The organism is Chryseobacterium sp. JV274, assembly GCF_903969135.1.
Taxonomy (GTDB): Bacteria; Bacteroidota; Bacteroidia; order Flavobacteriales; family Weeksellaceae; genus Chryseobacterium.
Window position 1 is genome coordinate 634,527 of record NZ_LR824569.1, and the last position, 23,944, is coordinate 658,470.

The 23,944-nt window shown below is 35.4% G+C and carries 17 protein-coding genes; 6 read left to right on the forward strand and 11 right to left on the reverse strand.

The window, feature by feature from the left end; all coding sequences use genetic code 11:
- Nucleotides 1–48: 48 nt before the first annotated feature.
- Together CHRYMOREF3P_RS02960 and CHRYMOREF3P_RS02965 are read right to left on the reverse strand one after the other, a co-directional pair.
- Nucleotides 49–1,542, reverse strand: a complete 1,494-nt coding sequence (locus CHRYMOREF3P_RS02960) for a hypothetical protein (protein WP_180563828.1) — start codon at nucleotides 1,540–1,542, stop codon at nucleotides 49–51.
- 87 nt (nucleotides 1,543–1,629) lie between these two features.
- Nucleotides 1,630–5,115, reverse strand: coding sequence for a DUF2723 domain-containing protein (locus CHRYMOREF3P_RS02965; protein ID WP_077417125.1), 3,486 nt, complete (start codon nucleotides 5,113–5,115; stop codon nucleotides 1,630–1,632).
- A gap of 223 nt (nucleotides 5,116–5,338) precedes the next feature.
- On the opposite strand from CHRYMOREF3P_RS02965, the gene CHRYMOREF3P_RS02970 reads away from it, so the two are divergent.
- From CHRYMOREF3P_RS02970 to CHRYMOREF3P_RS02980, 3 genes are all read left to right on the forward strand, one after another.
- On the forward strand, nucleotides 5,339–6,376 hold the full coding sequence (locus tag CHRYMOREF3P_RS02970) for a PLP-dependent cysteine synthase family protein (RefSeq protein ID WP_077417123.1): 1,038 nt from the start codon (nucleotides 5,339–5,341) through the stop codon (nucleotides 6,374–6,376).
- A gap of 84 nt (nucleotides 6,377–6,460) precedes the next feature.
- A complete protein-coding gene (locus tag CHRYMOREF3P_RS02975) occupies nucleotides 6,461–7,732 on the forward strand; it encodes an aminotransferase class I/II-fold pyridoxal phosphate-dependent enzyme (RefSeq protein WP_175627264.1) in 1,272 nt (423 codons plus the stop codon).
- A gap of 63 nt (nucleotides 7,733–7,795) precedes the next feature.
- Nucleotides 7,796–8,674 carry a DMT family transporter gene (locus tag CHRYMOREF3P_RS02980; protein ID WP_077417121.1) on the forward strand — a complete coding sequence of 293 codons (879 nt, stop codon included), beginning with the start codon at nucleotides 7,796–7,798 and terminating at the stop codon, nucleotides 8,672–8,674.
- Nucleotides 8,675–8,750: 76 nt separating this feature from the next.
- On the opposite strand, the gene CHRYMOREF3P_RS02985 is transcribed toward CHRYMOREF3P_RS02980, so the two are convergent.
- The 6 genes from CHRYMOREF3P_RS02985 to CHRYMOREF3P_RS03010 all read right to left on the reverse strand — a co-directional run bounded on the left by CHRYMOREF3P_RS02985 (nucleotide 8,751) and on the right by CHRYMOREF3P_RS03010 (nucleotide 16,215).
- The gene (locus CHRYMOREF3P_RS02985; RefSeq protein WP_077417119.1) at nucleotides 8,751–9,401 is read right to left on the reverse strand and encodes an NADPH-dependent F420 reductase; all 651 of its coding nucleotides are present in this window, start codon (nucleotides 9,399–9,401) and stop codon (nucleotides 8,751–8,753) included.
- Between the two features lie 296 nt (nucleotides 9,402–9,697).
- Nucleotides 9,698–10,405: a hypothetical protein gene (locus tag CHRYMOREF3P_RS02990; protein ID WP_077417117.1), complete on the reverse strand. Its 708-nt coding sequence runs from the start codon at nucleotides 10,403–10,405 to the stop codon at nucleotides 9,698–9,700.
- A gap of 217 nt (nucleotides 10,406–10,622) precedes the next feature.
- Entirely contained in the window at nucleotides 10,623–11,156 is a 534-nt protein-coding gene (locus CHRYMOREF3P_RS02995) for a hypothetical protein (RefSeq protein ID WP_180563829.1), read from the reverse strand.
- A gap of 208 nt (nucleotides 11,157–11,364) precedes the next feature.
- Complete coding sequence (locus CHRYMOREF3P_RS03000; RefSeq protein ID WP_077417113.1) at nucleotides 11,365–11,883, reverse strand: DUF2911 domain-containing protein; 519 nt, start codon at nucleotides 11,881–11,883, stop codon at nucleotides 11,365–11,367.
- 35 nt (nucleotides 11,884–11,918) lie between these two features.
- Nucleotides 11,919–13,610 (reverse strand): sodium:solute symporter, encoded by a 1,692-nt coding sequence (locus CHRYMOREF3P_RS03005; protein ID WP_180563830.1) that lies wholly within the window; start codon nucleotides 13,608–13,610, stop codon nucleotides 11,919–11,921.
- Between the two features lie 100 nt (nucleotides 13,611–13,710).
- The gene (locus tag CHRYMOREF3P_RS03010; RefSeq protein ID WP_180563831.1) at nucleotides 13,711–16,215 is read right to left on the reverse strand and encodes a PIG-L family deacetylase; all 2,505 of its coding nucleotides are present in this window, start codon (nucleotides 16,213–16,215) and stop codon (nucleotides 13,711–13,713) included.
- 521 nt (nucleotides 16,216–16,736) lie between these two features.
- On the opposite strand from CHRYMOREF3P_RS03010, the gene CHRYMOREF3P_RS03015 reads away from it, so the two are divergent.
- Nucleotides 16,737–17,954 carry a hypothetical protein gene (locus CHRYMOREF3P_RS03015; RefSeq protein ID WP_180563832.1) on the forward strand — a complete coding sequence of 406 codons (1,218 nt, stop codon included), beginning with the start codon at nucleotides 16,737–16,739 and terminating at the stop codon, nucleotides 17,952–17,954.
- A gap of 327 nt (nucleotides 17,955–18,281) precedes the next feature.
- Here CHRYMOREF3P_RS03015 and CHRYMOREF3P_RS03020 read toward each other — a convergent pair whose 3' ends face one another.
- The 3 genes from CHRYMOREF3P_RS03020 to CHRYMOREF3P_RS03030 form a co-directional block, all read right to left on the reverse strand.
- Nucleotides 18,282–18,980, reverse strand: coding sequence for a hypothetical protein (locus CHRYMOREF3P_RS03020; protein WP_180563833.1), 699 nt, complete (start codon nucleotides 18,978–18,980; stop codon nucleotides 18,282–18,284).
- 43 nt (nucleotides 18,981–19,023) lie between these two features.
- Nucleotides 19,024–20,484: a serine hydrolase domain-containing protein gene (locus CHRYMOREF3P_RS03025; protein ID WP_077417103.1), complete on the reverse strand. Its 1,461-nt coding sequence runs from the start codon at nucleotides 20,482–20,484 to the stop codon at nucleotides 19,024–19,026.
- A gap of 137 nt (nucleotides 20,485–20,621) precedes the next feature.
- Complete coding sequence (locus CHRYMOREF3P_RS03030) at nucleotides 20,622–21,776, reverse strand: helix-turn-helix domain-containing protein (RefSeq protein ID WP_077417101.1); 1,155 nt, start codon at nucleotides 21,774–21,776, stop codon at nucleotides 20,622–20,624.
- Between the two features lie 369 nt (nucleotides 21,777–22,145).
- On the opposite strand from CHRYMOREF3P_RS03030, the gene CHRYMOREF3P_RS03035 reads away from it, so the two are divergent.
- Together CHRYMOREF3P_RS03035 and CHRYMOREF3P_RS03040 are read left to right on the forward strand one after the other, a co-directional pair.
- Nucleotides 22,146–23,282 carry a helix-turn-helix domain-containing protein gene (locus tag CHRYMOREF3P_RS03035; RefSeq protein WP_180563834.1) on the forward strand — a complete coding sequence of 379 codons (1,137 nt, stop codon included), beginning with the start codon at nucleotides 22,146–22,148 and terminating at the stop codon, nucleotides 23,280–23,282.
- A gap of 89 nt (nucleotides 23,283–23,371) precedes the next feature.
- Entirely contained in the window at nucleotides 23,372–23,911 is a 540-nt protein-coding gene (locus CHRYMOREF3P_RS03040; RefSeq protein ID WP_180563835.1) for a DUF3575 domain-containing protein, read from the forward strand.
- Nucleotides 23,912–23,944: the final 33 nt, after the last annotated feature.

Consider the following 23,944-nt stretch of genomic DNA (forward strand, 5'->3'; position numbering starts at 1 on the left):
GAGTAAAAGAGTTAAGGGAGCTCCTTATTTTTTAAATGCTTAAATATTTTAATCAACTCTAATGTACAAATTATAGTCTGTACCGGAAGGTTTCAGGTTGTAAATTTTCTCTAAAATTTTATTGTCACTTCTCAGATGATCTTTCACTCTGAATTCTTTCAGAAGCTTATAATGAGTTTTATAGTACTCTGAATTTGTATTGTTCCCGTCATATAGATTTTGGTAAGAAAGAAGGTATTTCGGTTTTCTTGTCTTTACCGTATTGATCCAGTAATTTACTTTGTCTTTTTTAATTTCTGACTGAATCTGCTTATCTACCAATCCAACCTCATCAATCGTTTTTAATCCTGAAAAATAAGGTACATAACCAGCAGGTTCCAATAGTATCCACTGGTTTTTATCCTTTTCATATTGATTTAAAAAGATACCAATCGTTCTGCGGTAGTTCCACTCTCCGTTTCCGGTTGCAATACAGTGAACAGTCTGGAAAACAAGCATCGGAAAAATATAAAATACAACAAGTAATGACAGCCATAAATTTCTCTTTTCTTTCTGTTCCAGTACAAAAATAAGAATAGGAACGAAAAGCAAAAGCTGAGGTACCCAGTAATACCAGTCGAACAAGCTTTTCTGAGAAATAAAAATAATCTGTTTTACCCATCCGAAAATGAAGATCATCCATAAGAAGTAGTTTCTCTTTTCTCTTTGTCTGATCAGATAAATGAAGCAAAGAAGTTCAAAAATCAATATTACAACTGTCATAGGATTGAAATCTCCGGGAACTTTCAGCATTCCCCAGAAGTTTCCGAAGCTCTTAAAAAAGTAGCCGATATGCTGCTGGATCGTAAAGTTCTCGCTATAAAGAAGTTTTTTTGCTGTAATGGTATTGTTAACCAATTCGCCAAAGTAAAACCAGTTGAAAGCAACCGTGGATAAAACACCCAGAATTCCGCCAAAAATATAGTTCCATCTGATTTTTCTGTTCCAGAACAGATCTACGAGAAATACAATTCCCAGGAATATCACAGTATCAATTCTTGTAAACATAATTAACACCGGAAGAAGTGTCAGCATCCATTTTTTCCCTTTATGGAAACCATAATACAACAATGCCATCTCGAGGAAAAACAGGATTCCATATTCCATTCCGAGAATTGAAATTTTAATGGCCGGAGGTAAAATGCCGATCAAAAATATAAAGATTGCCTTATGCCATGGGTTTTTAAGAACCAAATGGGAAAGAAGCAACGTTCCTATCGTAAACAATATAGAATTGAATATTAAAAGAGGTTCAATAAAGTTTTCTTTTCCAAAAACAAGATTGAAAAGGTAAGATACAAAAACATAAAAATGGGTAGTAGATGCAGAAATTTTGGCATCACCATTGAAACCGATTACTCCGTAATCCAGTAGATTCTGGGCCACTCTCCAGGTAATAAACGCATCTTCCTGGATATAATGTGTCAGTAAAAAAAGAAGTTTAAAAGCAACTGTAGCAATTACGGCATAGATAGGGAACCTGCTATTTTTTGTTTCAGCCATTATGTATTTTTAATTTCACAAATATAATCTTAATATTCAGGAATCCCAATAATAAAAAACGGGACCGAAGTCCCGTTTTAAAGTATGTTATTTAGTTGCTTTGATAATTGCTGTCGTTATCTGATTTTCTTTTTCTTTTGAATACGTAGAATCATATGGTTCCATCACATCAAATAAGTACTGATAGAATGGCGTGATCTGCTGAACATTTTCAGACTCTTTCATCGCCTTTTCTTTGCCCATTTCCTGAAGATCTTTGACAAATACATTGAACTTCTTGTCAATAGGCTCTATAGATTTTACCAGATAAGCATATGCTTTTTCTTTCTGCCCGATCTTCGTGTAAGCATCCGTTACAGCAGCTACTACAAGAGAATATTCCATAGGTTTTGTTCTCATTTGTCTTCTCAGGTAGCTTTGATCTGCTTTGGAAAGGCTTAAATAATAATCGTATTCTTCAAAGATTCCTTTTTTAAGAACCTCAGCAAGTTGAAGACCTTTCTGCTCCTGTCCTGCAATAATATATCCTGATACAATTGAGCTTAATGAACGAGGGTCGTTATATTTCTCAGCAGGAATTTCTTTTGCTGCAAGATCCAGAATTTCTAATGCTTTAGCTTTCTGTCCGTTTAATGCAAGTGCAGCAGCAGCTCTGCTCGCCGACATTCTATAGCTGATAATATTGGAAGTCGCTGTTTCATCAAAGTGAGCATTTAAGTTTTTGAAGTTCCCCCATCTGAAGCTTTTCACTACGTTATAAAGAGAATTAGCATCTACTCTTCCCATGTCTCCATCAGCTGTAGGAGGTGTTTGGATGGGAATTAATCTGTAGCTGAATCCGTCAAACTGAAGATAATCGTTCAGATAGAAAATATTCTCACTGTCATAGATACCTCCTGATGAGAAGTTGATTGGACGTTTCCAATCAAAGTTTGCCAAAAGATCCATCAAAATAAGGTTGTTCTTATATAATGTATTTCCTTTGTAAGTAATCATGATCTGATTCGCAACATTTGGAAGATCTTCTTTGTTGATGATTCCTGCTTTTAAAGCATTTTCTTTATTTACCGGAAGAATAAATTTATTTACCGGAAGAATATTATACTTTTCAAATTTCTCTTCCCCAAAATACATTTTCAACAATTCGTCTTTCTCAGGAGATTTGAATTTAATGAAATTGATTGCTTCTTTCAATGTTAAAGAATCCTGAGTAAGATACTTTCTGAAAGACTGGAATTCTGTCTCAGGAGCTCCCTGCTCTTTCAACATAGAGAAAACACCTTCCCAATCTTCTTTCTTCATCATATAGATCTGGTCATTTACACCGTCTCTGTAATCTTCGTGGGTCAGCTGGCTAGGGATTCCCATAGCGTTATAAGTTCTTCTTTTTATCTGATCAAGGTTCCATGGAGTTGAAGCAAGGGTAAAGTTCACTACCTTCACATCATCTCTGAATCTTTCTGTTTCCTGGATCGCCCAAACCGGATAAGTATCGTTATCTCCGTAAACGAAAAGAATATCGTTTTTCGGTAATGATTTTAAAACTGAATACGCGTAATCATACGCTGTATATCTGTTGCTTCTGTCATGAACATTGTAGTTCTGGAAGCCCATCATGAAAGGTACACCTAATAAAACCACTCCTAAAGCAATATTAGCTCCGTTTGATTTTATTTTAGACTGCAGGAACCATAGAATTGCTCCTGCTCCCATACCAATCCATATTGCAAATGCGTAGAATGAACCTACCATTGCATAATCTCTTTCTCTCGGTTCAAAAGGTTTTACTCCTGTATAGAAAACAATCCCGACACTTGTTAAAATAAATAAAGATAACAGTGCATAGAATCTTCCGAAGTCTCTGTTTAATTGGAAAAAGAATCCAATAAGACCTAAAATTAACGGAAGGAAGAAGAATTTTACCGTACTTTCATTTTTGAATTTAGCAGGCATTTTATCCTGGTTTCCTACAGTTACATTATCTATAAAAGGAATTCCTGAAATCCAGTTTCCTTTTGTGCTTTCCATGTTTCCTTCAAGATCATTCTGTCTTCCTACATAGTTCCACATCAGGTATCTTACAAAGTAATATCCATTTTGAAAAGAAATAAAATACTCCATATTCTGAAGGAATGAAGGCTTCTGAACATTGATAAGGTTATAAGGTTTTACTTTCAGATAATCTGCAGCAGTAATTGACTTGTCTTCATATTTTGCTCTCAGCTCGTCAAAGATCTGCTTGGCCTGTGGATTATCTGCCACATCTTCATTAGCATAATTAAATGTAAAATCAGGCGCACCATACATTGAAATATAGTTAGCCATTACATCCTTATCCTCATTAAACATTCTCGGCATTAAGCTTACCTGAGATTTATTGAAGACATAATTGAAACGGTCTCCGGTCTTTCTGTACGTTCCGGTTTTTTCATCTTTTTCGTAGATCTCTCCGGTTTTTTGTGTCTTAAAGCTTCCGTCTTCGTTTTTCTCAATTCCGTTAGCATCAAGGAATGCTGTATAGTTTTGTCCGTAGATTGTAGGCCAGTCACCATACTGCTCTCTGTTATAATAATCCAGCATACCAATTGCAGTATCCGGATCATTAAGGTTCATCGGTGGATTAGCATTGGCTCTGATAGGAATAACCATCCAGCAAGAGAATCCGATCATCATGAAAACTACTGATAAAGCTGCAGTCTGGTAGATGTTTTTCTTTGCTTTCTTTGCATATTTGATTAAGAAATAGCAAATCGCTACCATTAAAACAAAAGCGGCAATCGTTCCTGAGTGGAAAGGAAGTCCAAGACCATTCACAAAGAAAATCTCAAGTCTTCCGAACATTGTCATAATCAAAGGGAAGATAATTTTGAAAACAATAATCAAAATCCCCAATGTAATAAGGTTTGCCCAGATAAAATTTTTCCAGGTAAACTTGTAGTTTCTTGCATAATATACCAGACATACTGCAGGAATTGCCAGCATACCCATCATATGCACCCCTACAGAAAGTCCTAAAACGAAGAAAATAAGAATAATCCATCTTTCACTGTCTCCCGCTTTGTACTCATTTTCCCATTTAGTGATCAACCAGACCAAAAGCGCGATAAACATAGAAGCCATAGAGTAAACCTCTCCCTCTACTGCTGAGAACCAGAATGTATCTGAAAAGGTAAAGCAAAGTGCTCCTACCGCTCCGGCAAATAAAATAGAGATTTCCTGATGTTTTGTAATTTCTTCAAAATCTTTGTTCAGAAGTCTTCTCACAAAATGTGTGATCGTCCAGAACAAAAATAAAATAGTCAGCGCACTGAACAATGCAGACATCGCGTTGATCACGATAGAATAATTTTCGCCCTTCCCTAATGCAAAAATGGCTGCCACGGCACCCACTATCTGGAATAAAGCTGCTCCGGGAGCGTGCGTTACTTCAAGTTTTACTGCAGAAGAAATGTACTCGCCACAATCCCAAAAACTGAAATTGGGTTCTATGGTGGACAAGTACGTGAAAAACGCAATGACGAAAATCACCCATCCTGAAACGGTGTTCCATTGCCTAAAAGTCCAATTTTTCATAGTATTAAATCAATTATGCGAAAATAAGGCTTTTATCTTATTTTATGCGGGTTTTAACAAAATTTAAAAATTTTGGCGTAGTATTTGCGATTATAGACGTGTCAAAACTGTAAATAAGAAAATGACTTTTTACAAAACTATGCCCTAGAAACCAAACAAAAGTTTAGTAATTATTTATTTTTTTGTATTTTTGCAGTCAGATTTTTATTGAAAATAACAAATAATGAGTAATGTTTACGATAATATTCTTGGCCTAATAGGACATACTCCGATGGTGAAGCTAAATACTGTTACAAAAGATATTCCAGCAACCGTTTACGCCAAGTTAGAATCATATAATCCTGGACATTCCACCAAAGACCGAATCGCACTTCACATTATAGAGAACGCAGAGAAAAAAGGCCTTTTAAAAGAAGATTCTGTAGTTGTAGAAACTACATCAGGCAATACTGGGTTTTCTATTGCGATGGTATGTATCATTAAGGGATATAAGTGTATTCTTGCAGTAAGTGATAAAACAAAACCTGAGAAAATTGCTTATCTGAAAGCATTGGGTGCTACGGTGTATATATGCCCAGCCAATGTACCTGCAGATGATCCGAGATCATACTATGAAGTTGCTAAAAGAATTGCCCAGGAGACTCCTAATTCTATTTACATCAATCAATATTTTAACGAGCTTAATATTGATGCGCACTATCAGACGACGGGTCCAGAGATCTGGGAACAGACAGAAGGTAAGATCACTCACCTTTTTGCCTGTACAGGAACTGGTGGTACACTATCCGGTTCTGCCAAGTTTTTGAAGGAAAAAAATCCGGATATCAAGATCATTGGTGTGGATGCAGATGGTTCTATATTGAAGAGCTATCACGAGACAGGAGAAATCCATAAAGAAGATGTACATCCTTATCAGATTGAGGGAATGGGTAAAAACCTGATCCCTGCTGCCCTGCTTTTCGACAAGGTAGATGAGTTTGTAAGGGTAAATGATGAAATGTCCGCGTACAGAACCCGCGAAATTGCTTTGAAAGAAGCCATTATGGGAGGTTATACTACCGGAGCAGTAACGCAGGGTCTGATACAGTATGCCCAGTCTCATGAGCTTACAGAGAATGACCTGATTGTTTTAATATATCCTGACCACGGTTCCAGATACATCACTAAAGTATACAGTGATCAATGGATGGCCGAACAGGGATTTGTCAACAACTGTGTTCACAATTATGACGAAGTTTTCAAAACGGAGTTTATCAAATAAAAACGAATAAAATCAAAATACAAATAAAGCCTTTTGCGTGTTCTGACAAAAAAGGCTTTATTACTTAAAAATTACGATACAATGTTGGATATTTTTGAAAGAATAAAAGAAAATCCAGGACCACTTGGACAATTTGCAGATTATGGTGAAGGCTATTTTATTTTCCCAAGATTAGAGGGACCTATTGGCCCTAGAATGCAATTTCAGGGTAGAGAAGTAATTTTCTGGAGTGCCAATGACTATTTAGGATTGTGTAATCATCCTGAAGTAATAGAAGCGGATGCAAAAGCGGCGGCAGAATACGGAATGTTCTATCCAATGGGAGCAAGAGCAATGTCTGGTGAAACAGATCAGCATCTTCAGCTGGAAAGAGAATTGGCAGACTTCGTACAAAAAGAATCAGCATACTTATTGAATTTTGGCTACCAGGGAATGGTTTCTACCATTGATGCTTTGGTGAGCAGAAATGATGTAATTGTTTATGATATGGATTCTCATGCCTGCATCGTGGATGGAGTAAGACTTCATGCCGGTAAAAGATTTACCTACAAGCACAACGATATGGAGAGCCTTGAGAAAAACCTTCAGAGAGCAACTAAGGTGGCTGAAGAAACAGGAGGAGGTATTCTTGTGATTACAGAAGGAGTTTTCGGGATGAGAGGCCAGCAGGGAAAAATCAAAGAGATTTGTGATCTTAAATCAAAATATCAGTTCAGACTATTGGTAGATGATGCACACGGTTTCGGAACACTTGGTAAAACGGGTGCCGGTGTGGGTGAAGAGCAAGACTGTAATGATCAGATTGATGTGTACTTCTCTACGTTTGCTAAATCAATGGCAGGTTTCGGAGCATTCCTTGCAGGTGATAAAGAAATCATCAGATATCTGAAATTCAACCTGAGATCACAAATCTTTGCAAAATCTCTTACAATGCCAATGGTAATCGGAGGATTGAAAAGATTGGAACTGTTGAGATCAAAGCCTGAGATCAAAGCTAAACTTTGGGAGAATGTTTACAAACTGCAAAACGGACTTAAAGAAAGAGGATTCAACATTGGAGATACCAACACTTGTGTAACTCCGGTAATGATGCAGGGAACTCCGGTAGAAGCAACTCTATTAGTAAAAGACTTAAGAGAGAATTACGGTATCTTCACATCAGTGGTGGTATATCCGGTGATTCCGAAGGGAATGATTCTTTTAAGATTAATTCCTACCGCTTCTCATACAGATGCAGAGATTAACGAAACTCTGGCCGCATTTGAAGCGATTCATGATAAATTAGTAAGTGGTTACTATAAAGAGCAGGAACAAAAATTACTGCAGGAACAAGGATTAAGTTTTAAACCGATTTAATTTTAAAATAATAAAAACCACTGATTGATTCAGTGGTTTTTTATTTAATACCGATAACAATACATGAAACTTAGAGGTTACGCATTGGGGATTCTGTCAGCTGTTTCATATGGGCTGATTCCGATTTTCATCCTGCCTATCAAGCAGGTACATTTTTCAATGGATATTACATTGTTTTATAGATTTTTCTTTTCAGCTTTGATGGTGGGAGGATATCTGCTGTATTCCAGAGAGAGTTTTAAAATCAATAAAAAAGAAGCATTAATTCTGGCAGTGCTTGGGACCTGTTATGCTCTTTCTTCGGATTTTTTGTTTTTGGGTTATGATTTTCTTACTCCGGGAATTGCTTCCACCGTGTTGTTTATCTATCCGGTTATTGTAGCTTTGATCATGTTTTTCTTTTATAAGGAAAAACTTTCCAGATTATCTGTAGTTTCATTATTGTTTGCTTTTGCAGGGGTGATTGTTTTATGCTTAAAAGGAAACGGATTGGAAATTAATTTCACAGGTTTAGGAATCGTGATGCTGAGTTCTCTTTTTTATGCCCTTTATATGGTCATTGTGAACAAGGCAAACCTAAAGGTATCAGGATTTAAGCTTACTTTTTTTTCCATGTTTTTTACTTCGCTGTTTTTTATGACAAAGGCAGTTATGGGTCATGAATCATTTGCTATTCCTTCCATATCCATCTTTCTGAACTTTCTTGTTTTTGCATTTCTTACTACAGTGATCTCAAGTTTATGCCTAGTATATGCCATTAAACATATTGGTTCTACACCAGTGGCCATTTTAGGAGCATTAGAACCGGTAGTTGCGGTAATGGTAAGTGTATTGCTATTTCATGAAAAATTTACTACAAACCTGCTGATAGGAATCACTTTGATCCTTTTGGGAGTTACCCTGAATGTAATTAGTAGTCAAAAGAAGATAGAACATATCTAGAAATTAATATAAAAAATAATACAAAAAGCCGGGTTCTTAATGAATCCGGCTTTTTGTATACTTAAGCAAGTGTTTTCTATAATTTAGACTTCGCTTCTGAAAGGCTCACTGTTTTCCCCAATGCACCGAATTCATGCAAATCTCCAAAAACTTCAATACGAATAGACTGATCAATCCCTCCTACTTTTAAAGGATCAAATCCTGCATTTTCTATCACTTTTTCAATATCCTTGTCAATAGATGAATCATCTGAAGCATAAAACAATACTGCTTTTTCAGGATTTCCGTTGGATGCTCCGGCAAGATTTCCAGCCCCTAATGTTCCGAATGCTTTTACAAGCTTGGCTCCCTGGGGAAGTACAGATCTATTAAGCTCTCCAGCAGATTCTTTCTCTCCGATAATCTTTTTAAACCCTCCATTTCCATCTGGAGCAATAGGATTGGATACATCAACAATGATTTTATTTTTCAGCATATCCCCATAATCATTGAAAAATTCCTTAAAAGCCCCAAACCATATTGCAGGTATCACAATATCTGCCTCGTTGATTGCCTGATCAATATCCATACTTTGAGCAAAACCGTTGGATTGCTGAGCGAAGTCCGCAGAATCTTCATTATTTCTTGATGCTACAATCACCTCATGGCTGTTATTGATCAGATCACCTGCGATTGCTTTTCCAATATTCCCCAGACCGATAACGGCCACTTTTTTTAATGTTTCCATTTCTTTTGATTTTTAATTATTTATCTAGATCAAAATTAGGAGGAAAGTCATTCAAAAAAGGGCAAACTAGTTTAAGAAATAATCTTGATAAATGGTAAGGCGAAACATTAAACTAGTTTCATATAAACATCATTCTTGAGATTGAAACGTAATAAAATAAACGTTTTGGGCATGTGATGGTAGGCAAAACGAATACGAAACTTTCAACTATATCACAAAATTGTAACAACACACAATCGTGGATTGAAAAATTTCAGCCCCGCTGTTGCTAATCCTTATCAGCACAAGTATTATTCTTAGTTATTATTGTTAATAATTGGAGCGAGTTCTTTTTTTAATTCTTCAAACTGTTCTTTGCTCATCATCTCAATTTCCACTAGTTCTTTCGCTTCTTTTAATTTTGCAATCGCTTCATCTCTGGTCATTTTTTTATTTTTTAAAAGAATTTCACCAGACTCAATCCCTAATTCGGTATCCATTACACTTAAATATTTATTTATTCCAAAAGCTCTGCCATTTATTTCTCCCAGAACCATAACTACATACAGAGGTTTATTTTTACTGCCTCTATGATATGTTTTTATTTCATTGACAATAACTCTAGTATTTTTTAAACTGTTATCTGCCATATTCTGTGCATCACCACCCATAGCAGACATAATACTTCCAAATCCAGCTGGTCTTCCCATTTGTATAAATTCATACGTTTTTTTTGAAGTACTTCTTGATTGTGAAATACCCCCTCTTGCCTTATTTCCATAACTCCCTGAATAAGTTCTTGTATTCAGTTCTTCAGAGGTAGGAGATCCTAATATTAAAGTGTCCCCCACCTTCACACTATTTTTACTCGTTGTTATATATTCCTTAACCTGAGTGCCACTTTTAATAGTGTTAAAAAATTTAATATCCTGAGTGTTTTCGTATGTCAATAAATCAATATTTTCCTGAGCTTGAATATTAATTACTGATAAAAGAATAGTAAAAAAAGCAATTGTTTTTTTCATAATTGTTATTTAATATAGTTGTTTTACTTAATATTTCTACTAACCTGTAAATTTATGTATTACAGAATCAAAAGTCCCATCATCAGTCATCGATCTATTAATTCCAAGGGTTCTTACCTTTCACTTCTTTTTGATATTTAGAAAATATGATGAGATTCTTTAATTAAAATCATCAGTAATAATTAAAGAATAATTTCAGTAAATATCCTTCAAAAAACTATGAAATTGAAGTCCTATTAATTAGTAAATCAACTATGCTGTCGGCTATTTGCTCAAGTTGTCGTTGTATCAATTCTTCATTATCAGAATAAGGATTTGTTATTAAAAATCTTTCATTCCAGTCAAGCGAAGAGATTTGAGAGTTTGCAGTTCTATTGCTATCTATAGAATTTGTCCAAAAAAGCCCATTCACGTTATAAAACATATTTCTGCCATTTGTTATCATTTGTTGAATATCTGAAAGAACTAAATGCGAAGAAATAAAAGCAATATCTGCTGGATGAAAATGATTTTGAAAATAATTATCAACCGTTTCATAGTCGCCAATTTTTTCTTGATAACTTCTATTACCAAAAGAAATACTTTGATACTTTCTTTTTATTTCGGGATGGTTAATATCAAACAGTTTGTTTACTGGTAAACGTTCATAGCCTAAACCACAAAGTCGATCAATTAAAAGTTTCTGAAGTGTTGTCTTACCTGTTCTGTCATCTCCGATGATAATGAAAAGTTGTTTAGATTTTATGGTCATTATATTTAATTTTGTTAATTAATAGCTAAAAAAATAATGTTTTATTCCTAAATATCGGGTTCACCTATTTAATCGGACAATATTAATTATTTGTTTTAGACATTAATTATGGAAAACCGTAAATAATTCAAATCAATCCCTCTCATTAAGAGTTTGACCTCAACAAAAAATCCCGGATTAACGGGATTTTAATTTCTTATATTTAAATTTATTTTACCTCTACAGGAACTGAGATTTTATCCCAATCCATTGTGAATCCATTATTGTTTATTTTATAAACTAAAGTTTCCTGTGTTGCCGGTAAAGCCTTTGTTTTTACATCAACACGCAAAGCATCTTTTGCTTCTTCGTATTTATAAGCACCCCATTGTTTTGGCTCTTTGTTGAAAATGGCAGTCCAGGTTCCGGATGCCTTAGGAATTAAGAAAAAGCTGTATTTACCTGCAGGCAGTTTTTTACCCTGAACGGTAATATCTTTATCCGTTTCGAAAGTAGTTGCTTCATTGGCACCTGCACGCCAAACTTTATCATAAGCTTCTAAACCGCCCCAGATTGTACGTCCTTTAACAGAAGGACTGCTATAGGCAATGGTAATGGTTGCATCTTTAATTTTCCCTGTAGCAGTAGCCGGAGGGCTGGCAGGTTTTTTAGTTTCCTGTGCAAAGGCATTCACTGAAATCGTCATTGCAGCAAAAATCATGGTAGCAGACTTAATCATTGTATTCATAATATTTTGTTATTTGGTTATTTTCATTTATCCGTTTACGAATTTACTGCTTTTGGCTTATAAAACAATAACCCAATTGTCGAAAATATAATTACCGCAGCAGCCCCAATTACATTAAGCCAAAGGAAAGAAACGATATCAAACTGATAAACGGCAATGACGGCAATTTCTGATAAAATGGCAGCAATAAATACATTCGCACCATTGATTTTTTTATAGTAAAATGCGACAAGAAAAATCCCTAATATCGGGCCATAGAAAAGAGAGCCTAATACATTCACCGCTTCAATAAGGGAACCCATCTGCGTGGCAAACATGGCTACACCAATTGAGAAAATACCCCAGGCTAAAGTGTGCAGCCGGCTATACTTCAATTCGGTTTCCTGATCAGGAATTTCTTTGCTAAATATCAAATGAACATCTTTTAATGAGCAGGCGGCAAGAGAATTCAGCGCTGCAGAAATTGAACCCCAGCTGGCCAGAAAAATGACGGCAAACAGTAAGCCGATCATCCCTACAGGCAAGGTATTTTTTACGAAATACAGGAAAATATAATTGGTATCCGTTTTCTCCGCATTATAGTTTGAATTATTGATCGCTTCCTCTACCCTGCCGTGAAGCGCTTTTACCTGGGTTTGTGTGTTTTTAAAATCCTGAATTGTCTTTTTAAGTTGGGGAGAATGAGTTTCTTTCAACTTTAGAATTTCTTTAGATTCTGCATTAAATTTTATTTGTAAATCCTGATGCTCTTTTTCAAAAATCGCAGCCTGTTCAGGTTGTGATTCCTTTAAATATTGATAAGATCTTTCATTAAAATAAATCGGAGCCGGTTTCAGAGAAAAGAAAGCGAAAAGCAAAGCACCGATCAGGAGAATAGCAAACTGCATCGGAATCTTAACCAATCCGTTCAACAGCAAGCCCATTTTTGCATTGGTATTGTCTTTCGCGGTAATATATCTCCCAACCTGACTCTGGTCCGTACCGAAGTAAGAAAGTGCCAGAAAAAAACCGCCAATAATCCCGCTCCAAATATTGTACTTATCTTTCCAATCGAATTCTGTGGTGATTACATTGAGCTTTCCGGATTTTCCCGCCAGATAAAGCGCATCTTTAAAACCAATTCCATCCGGCATATTTTGAACAAGCAGAAAACCAGCAAAAGCCATGGTTCCCAGAATAATGAGAAACTGTAATTTTTGGGTGTGAGCAATCGCTTTTGCTCCGCCAATATAAGTGTAAATCAACAGAATACCGCCTGTTAAAACATTGGTTAAATAAATATTCCAGTTTAAAACGCTTGATAAGATGATACTCGGAGCATAAATGCTGATTCCTGTTGATAGGCCTCTGGAAAAAAGAAATAGCAGTGAAGTAAGTACCCTTGTTTTTTTATCAAAACGGTTTTCTAAATATTCATAGGCCGTATAAACATTTAAGCGCTGAAAAATCGGGATGAAAGTGATACAGATAACAATCATCGCCAAAGGCAGGCCAAAGTAATACTGAACGAAACGCATCCCGTCTGTATAAGCCTGGCCCGGTGCTGAAAGAAATGTAATGGCACTTGCCTGCGTAGCCATAATACCGATAAGCACAATGTACCAGGGCATTTTATTATCTGCTTTCAGGTAGGATTCGTTGCTTTTTTGGCCACGACCGATAAATACGCCGTAAACAACTACTACAACAAGTGTAAAAATGAGAACTGTCCAATCTATATTGCTCATGCCCAGAATTTAGTAAACAAATAATAAAATGCGATCTGGAATACTAATGCAGCTGCTAATAGTATGTACCAGGTATTCCAATTTTTAAGTTTCTTGTTCATCAGTTTTTCTGTGCAGATAAAAAGTTTAAAAATAAACGTGCCGCCCCAACATTTCCCGCAGGAAGCTGTCTGAAAAATGCCAACGGTGTATAAATAAAATTACCCTTTCCATATTTGGCATATAAAGTTGATCCCTGCAGAGGTTCCTCATCTGTATCGTGCATTTCAAAAAGCGGTTCATACGCTGCATCCCATTGAGCAGGGAAATAGGCACCACGCTCCTGTACCCAGCCTTTAAAATCATCCGCAGTAATTTTATTCGGAAAGTTCAGTACTTTATGATTGGGATTTAAAAACGTAACTGCAGCATTTTCTTCGGTAACCCGCTTATTGGCAATACTGAAATTGTAAATCCCCAATTTGTCAACAGTGGTATCCTGATTGGTGTTGTACTGCATCACCAGATTACCGCCAGCTTTTGCATAAGACCATAAAAAAGGCATCCAGCGACCCAGCTTTTTCTCTGTGTTATTGGCACGAACACCCATTACGATGGCATCATATTGTGACAGCTTGTTTTGACTGCCGCTTCCGCCGGATTCATTTACGCTGCCATAAAAATCTTCGTCCTTCAGGACATCTACCTGAATACCTGCTATACGCAGAAAATCAGGAATGAAATCACCAGCACCTTCTATATAACCCACTTTTTTAACCGCTGCCTGAATATCACCTTTCATTACGGTTACCGTTGCAGGCGCAAAATATTGCAAGGTGGGTAAATGCGGGTACTGAATTAATACTTGTTTTTTATTATAAGTTACTCCGTCTGCCACAAAATTTGCATCCAGTTGCAAACGATCCGAATGTATGGAGGCAAGCTTATTTTTAGGAATAATATATTCGATGGTAGTGTCTTTCCCTTTGAGCGAATTTACATCAGCACTTCCCAATCTCTCTCCGTTATACATCAGGTTGAGAATACCGTTGCTGTACTGTTTGTTAGAATTAACCTTAACATTTAAACTCAAATGTAAATCTTCATTTTCTTTGACTAAATAAACCGGTTGTGTAAATTTCAGTTCCAGTGCAGGAACAATGCGCAAAGCTTCGACAACATCACCACGCACCGGATCTAATTTCTTGAAAGATAAAGGAAGCTTAACCTGAAGCTTTTCCGAACCGATTTTTAAATCAAGCAAAACATTAAGTGGTGATTCTGCCTCAGGCAAACCAACTAAAGTATCATTGGGAACAGAGAAAATTGCCGGGTTCACAGCTGGTTTTGCCAGCCAGTAAGGCTCCGTGAGTGCTGCATCTGCAGGAATCTGAATGTCATGCTGAATGGTAACTAAAGAATCTTTTGATAGTTTTTTGTTGATGCTCTCTGACTGACCTAGCCATTTTACATTTTCTAAAACAACAGGATTTACAGTTCTTGAAATCAGATTGAGCCTGAAATTGTAATGATCTCCGGCAACAGCTTCAGCCTGACTGGTAACCACCTCGCCCATAAAACCGGCGCAGCTTAGAATGATATTATCAAGTGCCGTAATCTTATCCTTTTTTAGGTCTGCATCAGGCAGCGCCAGAATCTTTTTTCGCAATGCAAGCAATGCAGGCAGGCTATGTTCCGGATTATTGAAATTGAAAGCAGAAATAATTTCATCTAACGAATGGTCAATATCAGCATTTCCTTTTGAAGTCCAGGTTTTAACAACTCCGTCAAAAAGTGTTTCTTTTGCAGGCTCGCCGGTAACATGGGCAAAATATTCAGTTCTGATGCCAGCTACAGACTGTGTTCCCGCACCCTGGCTTTTATGTAAACTTCTGCTTAATCCTGCAAGCTCACCGTAGCCCATTCCCAGTTGCGCATCATATTGCCCAACGGTAACTTTCAGTTGATTTTCAGCAGTCGTATTGACTCCGCCAAATCGGAAAGTATTCCACAATACGCGTTTTGGCTGCCATACATTCACATATTTTAGTTGATCTGGAAAAGCCGTTTTATCACCTGCCAGCTTAAAAGCTTTTTCCGCTACCACAGCCGAAGCCGCATGTTGTCCGTGGCCTGCCGCAGCAGTAGGAGGAAAACGACAAATGATAACATCTGGACGGAATTTACGGATGACCCAAACTGCATCAGCGATAATGCTGTTTTCGTCCCATTGTTTAAAGGTATCGGTTGTATTTTTAGAGAACCCGAAATCAATCGCCCGGGTAAAAAACTGTTGGGCGCCGTCTAACTTTCTTGCTTCTAAAAGCTCATGTGTTCTGATTAAACCCAATGCAGCACCTTGCTCTGTACCTAATAAATTCTGACCACCATCACCTCTGGTTAAAGATAAATAACCCGTTTCTACATTTTGGTCGTTGATTAACCAGGAAAGTAATCCTGTATTTTCATCATCGGGATGAGCGGCAAGGTATAAAACTTTAGGTAGATGTTTAAGTGTTTTGAGTTCGCGGTAAATTTCAGATGATTTTGAGGGCCGAACCTGTTGGGCCGAACAAAAAACCGTATTAAATCCAAGGATAGATACAATGATTACTTTTTTGAACATTTGAATTTGCTTTGCGAGGCAAATATAAGTAAATCCTCTTTCTTTCAACCGTAAAAGAATCAGACTCTGAATTTCACAAAATTAAATAAGCATTGTTGTTCATTCCTATAAAGCTGTTTAATTTTTTTATTAAACCACAAAAGAGACACAAAAGCTTTTTAAACACTTAAGTTATTTACTTTTTTGTATAAGAAGTACACTAAAGTTGCTGAAAATCAAAGTTTTTCATCTTATGTGAACTTAATTGTAAGGTATTTTCTAAAGTTTTCTAAAGTATTAAAAGAATGAAAAATTTTCATCAAAGAACTTATAATCAATGAATTGTATTTTTAATCAAAGAACAATTAAAGAATTTGATTGAGAGAAAAATAGAATTTGATATAAATAATTTTACCACAGATAAAATATTAAAATCAAATAGAATATTACTAATTAGTTAATTCTTCTCAATTATAAAGGTGTTTTTTTTATTTTCCATAAAAAAAAAGTTATATTTGACTTACCCAAAATAACACCTTAATATGAAAACAAAATTTATACAAATCAGTGCTATTCTTATTTCAGGATTCTCATTTGCCCAAGTAGGGTTCAATACAGCATCACCAAAAACAACGGTGGATGTATCTGCTAAAAGAGATATTTCAGGAGTGATTACAGATAACGCACAAACATTCGGATTACAGGCTCCGAGGCTTACAAGAGCTGAACTTACTGTAAATACGGCTACCTATGGCAGCGATCAGAGAGGAGCATTAATTTATATTACGGATGTTACCGGTGGAGATGCCACAGGACAACGTATCAATGTTACTGCTATGGGCTATTACTATTTTGATGGATCAGTATGGCAAAGATTGACACAGGCAACAAATACCCTCTCTCCTTCTATTTCCGCATTACAATGTACTACAGCTTACTTAAATCCTTCTACTTATACTCCCGGTACTCCTTTCAACGGAAACCTGAGAGTTATCTATAGCCAGGGAAACGGAGGTTCATATAATTCAGGAGCTCCTTTTACAGTAAATGGATTAACCTTCCAACTAAGACCTGGAACGCTAGAGTTTGGTGATGGCGAATTGGTATTCTCAGTGAGTGGAACTCCTACCACTGGTAATGATATGACTCTTCCTATGACCAGCGCTGCAGTTCCTTTCTTAACGGCCGGACAAAACTGTACCGCTACAGTGGGAAATACCAGTCGTGCAGACATTTCATCTGTCGCTGTGATGGGATATCCCACCCTAACAACCGATCCCAATGGGAAACAAGCCTATACTTTTCCTCTTGCTACCCCGGATGGTAAATATTCAATCAGGGTAATATTTGATACCACAAGTGGTACAACCGCTGCAGTTCCTAATGTACAATTATATAATAATACAGGTTCTACCGTTAATCTGTATTGGAATTATAATACCGAATATGGTGGTTATATTGGTTCAGCGGTAACAACAAACAATATTACTTCAGGAGTATGGGGCGGTATGGCAGATTCATCAGCTACCTGGTTTCCTCAAGGTACAGGGGCAGTGGGTAATGCTTACTGGGGGAACGTAGGGATTATAGATGGAGCCGGTGGCGGACCTGAACATAGAAGATATACCTGGATAGACAGTAATTCTTCTTCAAAAACCGCTTATACCGCAACCATTATGGCAGGAGCCCCCACTTCAGGCAGTGCCCAACCCAACCTCTCTAAAATATTCATAAAACTAGAGCAAGTAAAAGCACAATAATATAATGAGGCTGTCTCAAAAAGTCATATAATTGAGTTTTTGTCTTGGCTATGTTGAATCTTCGATTTCTGACGAAGGAAGAATCTTATTAGGAATCAATTATTTGAGATTCTTCATTGCATTTCATTCAGAATGTCATTTTTGAGACAGCCTCATTTTTTATTTATCTACGAAGTAAGATAGATATAATTAAATATGCAAAATATTGCTGCCACCCCGAAAGTATACCATAAAAAATGTGTTCCGAAACTCAACCATTCCTTTCTTATCATTTAATCGTATGCTTTTAAATGAGCTTAAAAATTTTGATACAATTCCCATACTATATTAAGACATTTTGAGGTTAGGGAATCTATCCTGAGAAATTTTTACAAATTTTTCACCAACTACCTGATATTTTGTTCTTGTTTCCAATTGCTTTTTTAGATTGAGCATATCTTCCGGATCAACTCCGTAATTAAGTCTATCATGAATTGCAAGAGATAATGAACTTCCGTCAATATCAAAGGTGATAATATATGTTTTTGGTAAATATTCTTCTGATGATTTTGAATAAACACCCAGTTGTGATTTCAAGAGACCTCCATATTGAAGGCTTGCTTTTTCAACTCTAAAATTATCAAATACAATGTGTTCATTTAGTTCTCCAACAGTATCGGTACTGAAAAAATGCAGATCATTTCCACTTAACACCCAGAAACAATCTGTTTCAATTCGTGTAAGCTTTACCCCAATCGTGGATAATGCTACATTTTTTATCCCGTCGGTTACGAGGTCCTGCACTTTATTGGCTGTTGACTGGGGAACAGAGGCCGAAGTAAAAGCATCAATGGACTTACCTTCCATCCACTGTTTCAATTTTGAAAAATCCTGAGCCAGGAGCTCTTGTTTGTACCGGTCATATTTAGTTCTTTCAGAATCTAAATCAATTTCTGATTTTGCAGCTTTGTGCTTATTATTCATGATAATCATGAAAGCTACACCTGCAATTATTACTACTATTGGAATTAAAAATAATAGGTTCATACTTTTGGGGGTTAAGTTTTTGTTTTTTAAATATTTATTAGATCTATTTTTTAATAATCTTGACTTCTGTTTTCAGCGAATCTCTTGTTAAGATGACAGAGTTTACCTTTCCATTGCTAAAATCAAATTTTAACAGGTTCGGATAATCTACAATTCTGAAGGTTCCATTTTTCAGATAGAGTAATTCATACTCATTTTTCCCTTTAAAATGTTCTAAAATTGGAGACTCTACATACAGACGGTTATTCTTTTCCAGAATTTTCGTTTCCATTCCCTGTCCATACAGAAAATCGTCATAGGTTCCGATGAGTTGTTTTTTAAGATTTAATGGGAGTTCCTGAATATCTTCATGAATTGTTTTATTCCAATCCATCAATGTGAGAACCTTTGTTCTGGTATAATTCATTACAGGAAAACGATTCGGTTTCTCACCATTGGCAAGATATACCATCCCATTACCATCTGTCATAGAAGCCAAAATATTGCCACCAACTCCAGTATTGGAACCATTACACGAGAACCAATCATAATTACTATATCCAAAAGATTTTTGCCAGCCATAGCTCCATCCTCCAACTGCATTTTTCAAAGCAGTCACTTTTGTTACTTCTTTTGCTACCTGATGAGAAATCACCTTATTGTTTTTATTGCGTAGCGCATTTTGGATCTCAATGGAAAGCTTAGCTAAATCTGTAGGAGTAGACCATAACCCTGATGGTGCAACCTGAGGCGTGATGGGTAGACCTGTTTTTATCACTTTTCCTTCTTTATCATGTACAAAAGCCACATTCTTTAGAAATCCTTTTTCATTAGGCTGAATCATTGTGGTATTTTTCATTCCAAGAGGAGAAAAGATATATTCTTGTGCCAATTCTGCAATAGATTTATTCAAAGTATCTTCTAATGCCATTTGGATGATTACATAGCCACCACCGCTATATTCAAAGCTGGTTCCCGGTGTGAACAAAAATTCAATTTCCTTATCATATCTGGGAATCTGCCCTAAAAGGCTTTGTGTTATCGTTGGAATTTTTTCTCCTTCATAATGATCTTCAAATCCCCCCTGACTTGTACCGGCTGTATGATTTAAAAACTGTTTCCAGGTTGGGCTATTATTTTCAGTAAACTTACTTTTTGGCAAATGCCATCGCTTTAAGTATTTATCTATTGGATCATTCAGGTTGATTAAGCCTTTTTCTTCAAGAATATGGCAAAGAAGTGCGGTGATTGGTTTTGTAATAGATGCTGTAGAAAAAGCAGTGTTTTCATCTAACTTTTCTTTAGAATTCATTGATTTTACTCCCACCTGGCTTGAGTATACAATCTTATAATTTTCAAAAACAACAAGGCTGAATCCAGGAAGTTTGTACTTTTCTAATTGGGGTTCAATATTTAAACTATCAGTAAGAAAGCTGTAATCTCTTTTTTCCGAAAAAACTTTTTTACTTGTTTGGCAGCTTGAAAGAAACGCTATAAGAATTAGTAAATAAAAGGAGCTTTTCATGGTATCGTTTTTTTATGTTAAAATTATTTCGATACAAAGATGTGGAAGACATTAAAGCTATGCGACCGAGTACATGTAATCGGTCAGATTTATCTAAAAAAATGAGTACGAATCTTTATAAAAAAGAGTACGAATAATTACAAAACACTGTCTTGTAGATTTTTGCGGTAGGAAGTCGGCGTATTACCAGTGTGCTTTTTAAAAGCGGTATTAAAGGAAGATTTTGAATTAAAACCAACTTCGTATAGAATTTCTAAAATCGTTACCTTACTTTTTGAAGTATCTTTTAAAATATCCTTAGCACTTTCTATCCGATAAGCATTTACGAAATCATAAAAATGCTGCCCTAATTGATGATTGATTAAAAGAGATAAATCCCGGACAGGAATTTCAATATCATTGGAAACATCCTGAATGGTTAGTGAGGAGTTCAGAAAAGGTCTTTTCTCAACCATATATTTTTTCAATTTCAAAAGTTCTTCATTATATTCTTTTTCATCTCCCATTGATTGATTACTGCTTTTTTCTTCGGAAACAATCTCAGAAACAAGTTTTAGTTTTGAATCAATGTTTCTAAAAAGATCAGGGTTATTTAACGCTTTGAACAGATACCAACAAAAAATAAAAAGAGATGATACGAAAAGTCCGATCTTGATCCATTCCGAAACATTTTGATAATCAGAGAATTTCAAAATATTTTTTAAAAGAGCTACCGCATATAAAATGCTCAGTACAACGGTAAACTGGAATAACCAGTTATAGGAACTGATGTTTTTTCCTGCATAGTTTTCAAGATATAGTTTCTTCGATTTTCTTAGTACTCTAAAAACAGCAATGATATATAGAACCATCTGCAGATGTATTAAAATATGAATGAACTGAAACTCTATCATATTTTGACGATTCTGAATAAAACTCATTTTTGATGCCGCGTCCACAGTATAAAAACGAGGCAGTAAAACAAGATTAACAATCAAAAACGGAAGCAGATGCAGCAGATATTTTGGCTTTAGCTTAAAATCAGAGTAACAGACTGATATGATATAAAGATAAAAAACAGGAATCTGCAGAAAAGCAAAGGTGGTCCTAAACATTCCCAGGTTGGACGGACCATCAGTTACCATGCTAAACAAAGGCTCACTAATATCTATTGCATTTAATATTAGAAAAAAAGCAAATAAAGAATTACTTATTTTGTACTTTGTTTTAAGGGTAATCAGGAAAAATGCCAGAAACAACGAGATGAATAAAGAGATTATATTTACAATAATTAATAAACTAATATTATCCATTCTTTATTCTTATTTGTTTATTACTATTTTATTTTTAAATTTTTATTGGAATTCCGAAAGTCTATCAAGGTTAAAAATCCAACAGGTGCAAATATAAAAATTAGATTAACTTTTGTTTGAATTTTTTTCATCAAAAGTATATTAAATAGCTATCCAGCAGACGAGCAAATTACAAATTGATGATTTTCAACAATATAAATGCAAAATATTTCCAAGATTAAGATTATCCATTTCATACTTTATATTTAAAATGATCTCACTCATCCGGCCTTCCCCACTGAAGTAAAAAAAATATGATAACTATTACTGATTAGTTGTATCAGTTTATATGAAAGAACTATATTTAAAAACATCTTTTATATTCAAAAATTGATTTATACAACACTTTTAAATATTGCGATTTTCCAGGGAATAATCTTAGGCTTTATTATTTTAAAGTCTTCCCTATTCAATAGCAATTCAAATAAATATTTGGCATACTTGCTATTTGCACTTTCCATTGTCTTACTAAATTATGTTTTTGAAATTGAGGGAGCTTTCATATCCTATCCTTTATTGCGTTTTATAGACAATATCGACTGGGTATTTTTGTTACCCGTTTTTACATTTTTGTTTATTATAAATCGTATTGATGATGCAGTTAAAAACAGGCAAAAAACGTATTTGTATTACATTCCATTTGTCTATAATAGTATTCTTAATACTGCCATCTGTCTTGATACTGTAGCAGGAATTTATAAAATCCCTGAATCTTACATGTATCTAGTCAATATACTTCAAATGATTCAGCTTTTATTGGCGGTAATTATTATCTTGTTTCTTCCTTTCTATTCTTATTTTATGATAAGGCATTTAAAAGACTCACAAGAGAAAAAATGGGTCATTACCTTATTAACCATTATCTATCTGGTGTTACTTGTCTGGCTTACGACCTATATGACTGGTTTGTTTTTTGGATTAGATATTTCCTCTACCATGAGCGTCCTTGCTTTATGTGCAACATTCATCATGCATTGGACAGCTTATATAGGTATTTACAAATATAAACTGGCCAAAAACAAAGATGCTATCTATAATTTACTAAATAATAGTTCTGTTATTTCATATCCCGATTTGCAAATTGTACAAAATAGTACACCGCAAGAATATAAGGAATCTATCACCGCTGATAATCTTTATTTTCAAAAACTGGAACTTCTTTGCAAAGATCAGCACATTTATACAGACAGTACATTAAACAGAGAAAAAGTGGCTGAAAAACTAGGCATAAGCGCGGGATATCTTTCACAAATTGTAAACACAATAACAGGAGATAATTTTGCCCATTATATCAATCAATATCGAGTGAAAGCCGTCAAGGAAATGATATCAGATCCTGAATTTGAAAACTATACTTTGCTGACGATGGGATTAGAATCCGGGTTTACTTCAAAAACAACTTTTTATAATTCCTTTAAAAAAGTGACTGGTCAGACGCCAAATGAATATAAAAACACCCTCAAATAAGTACCATTTTCTCCATTTTTAAGCTTTTGAAACCCGTTCTAATTTGAATTATTTGAGTTTTGCATTCAAATAATTCAAATTAATTTTTTATGAAAAAACCCTTTTTACTAGCCATCATTTTGTTTGCTTTTAATTCTGTCAATGCTCAAAATGGACCTGATGCAAATCCTTATCAGAAAAACAATGAAATTAAACTGAATCTAATTTCGCCATTATCCGGTGCTGTAGAAGCAGGTTTTGAGCGGTACCTCAGCAAAAATTCGTCACTGGGAATTTCTGTATTTAAGGTTTATGATAATACAAGAGAAAAAGATCTGAATTACTATATCTCTCCCTATTACAGATATTATTTGGGAAAAAAATATGCTTCCGGTTTTTTTGTCGAAGGATTTGGAATGTTCACTTCCATTGATGGAAAAAAAATATATGCCGCAGACAATCTGACATTCACTGAAGGTAAAGATGTATATGATCTTGCACTGGGTGCAGGTTTGGGATGGAAACTGGTTACAAAGAAAGGATTGGTTTTTGAAGCCAACACTGCCTACGGAAGACTAGTCTTCAATGCAGATAAAACAGATCACAATCAGGTTCTAAAGCTAGGCTTAAGTATTGGTTATCGATTTTAAAATCAACTCTATCTAAAAGAATAAATTATTTAT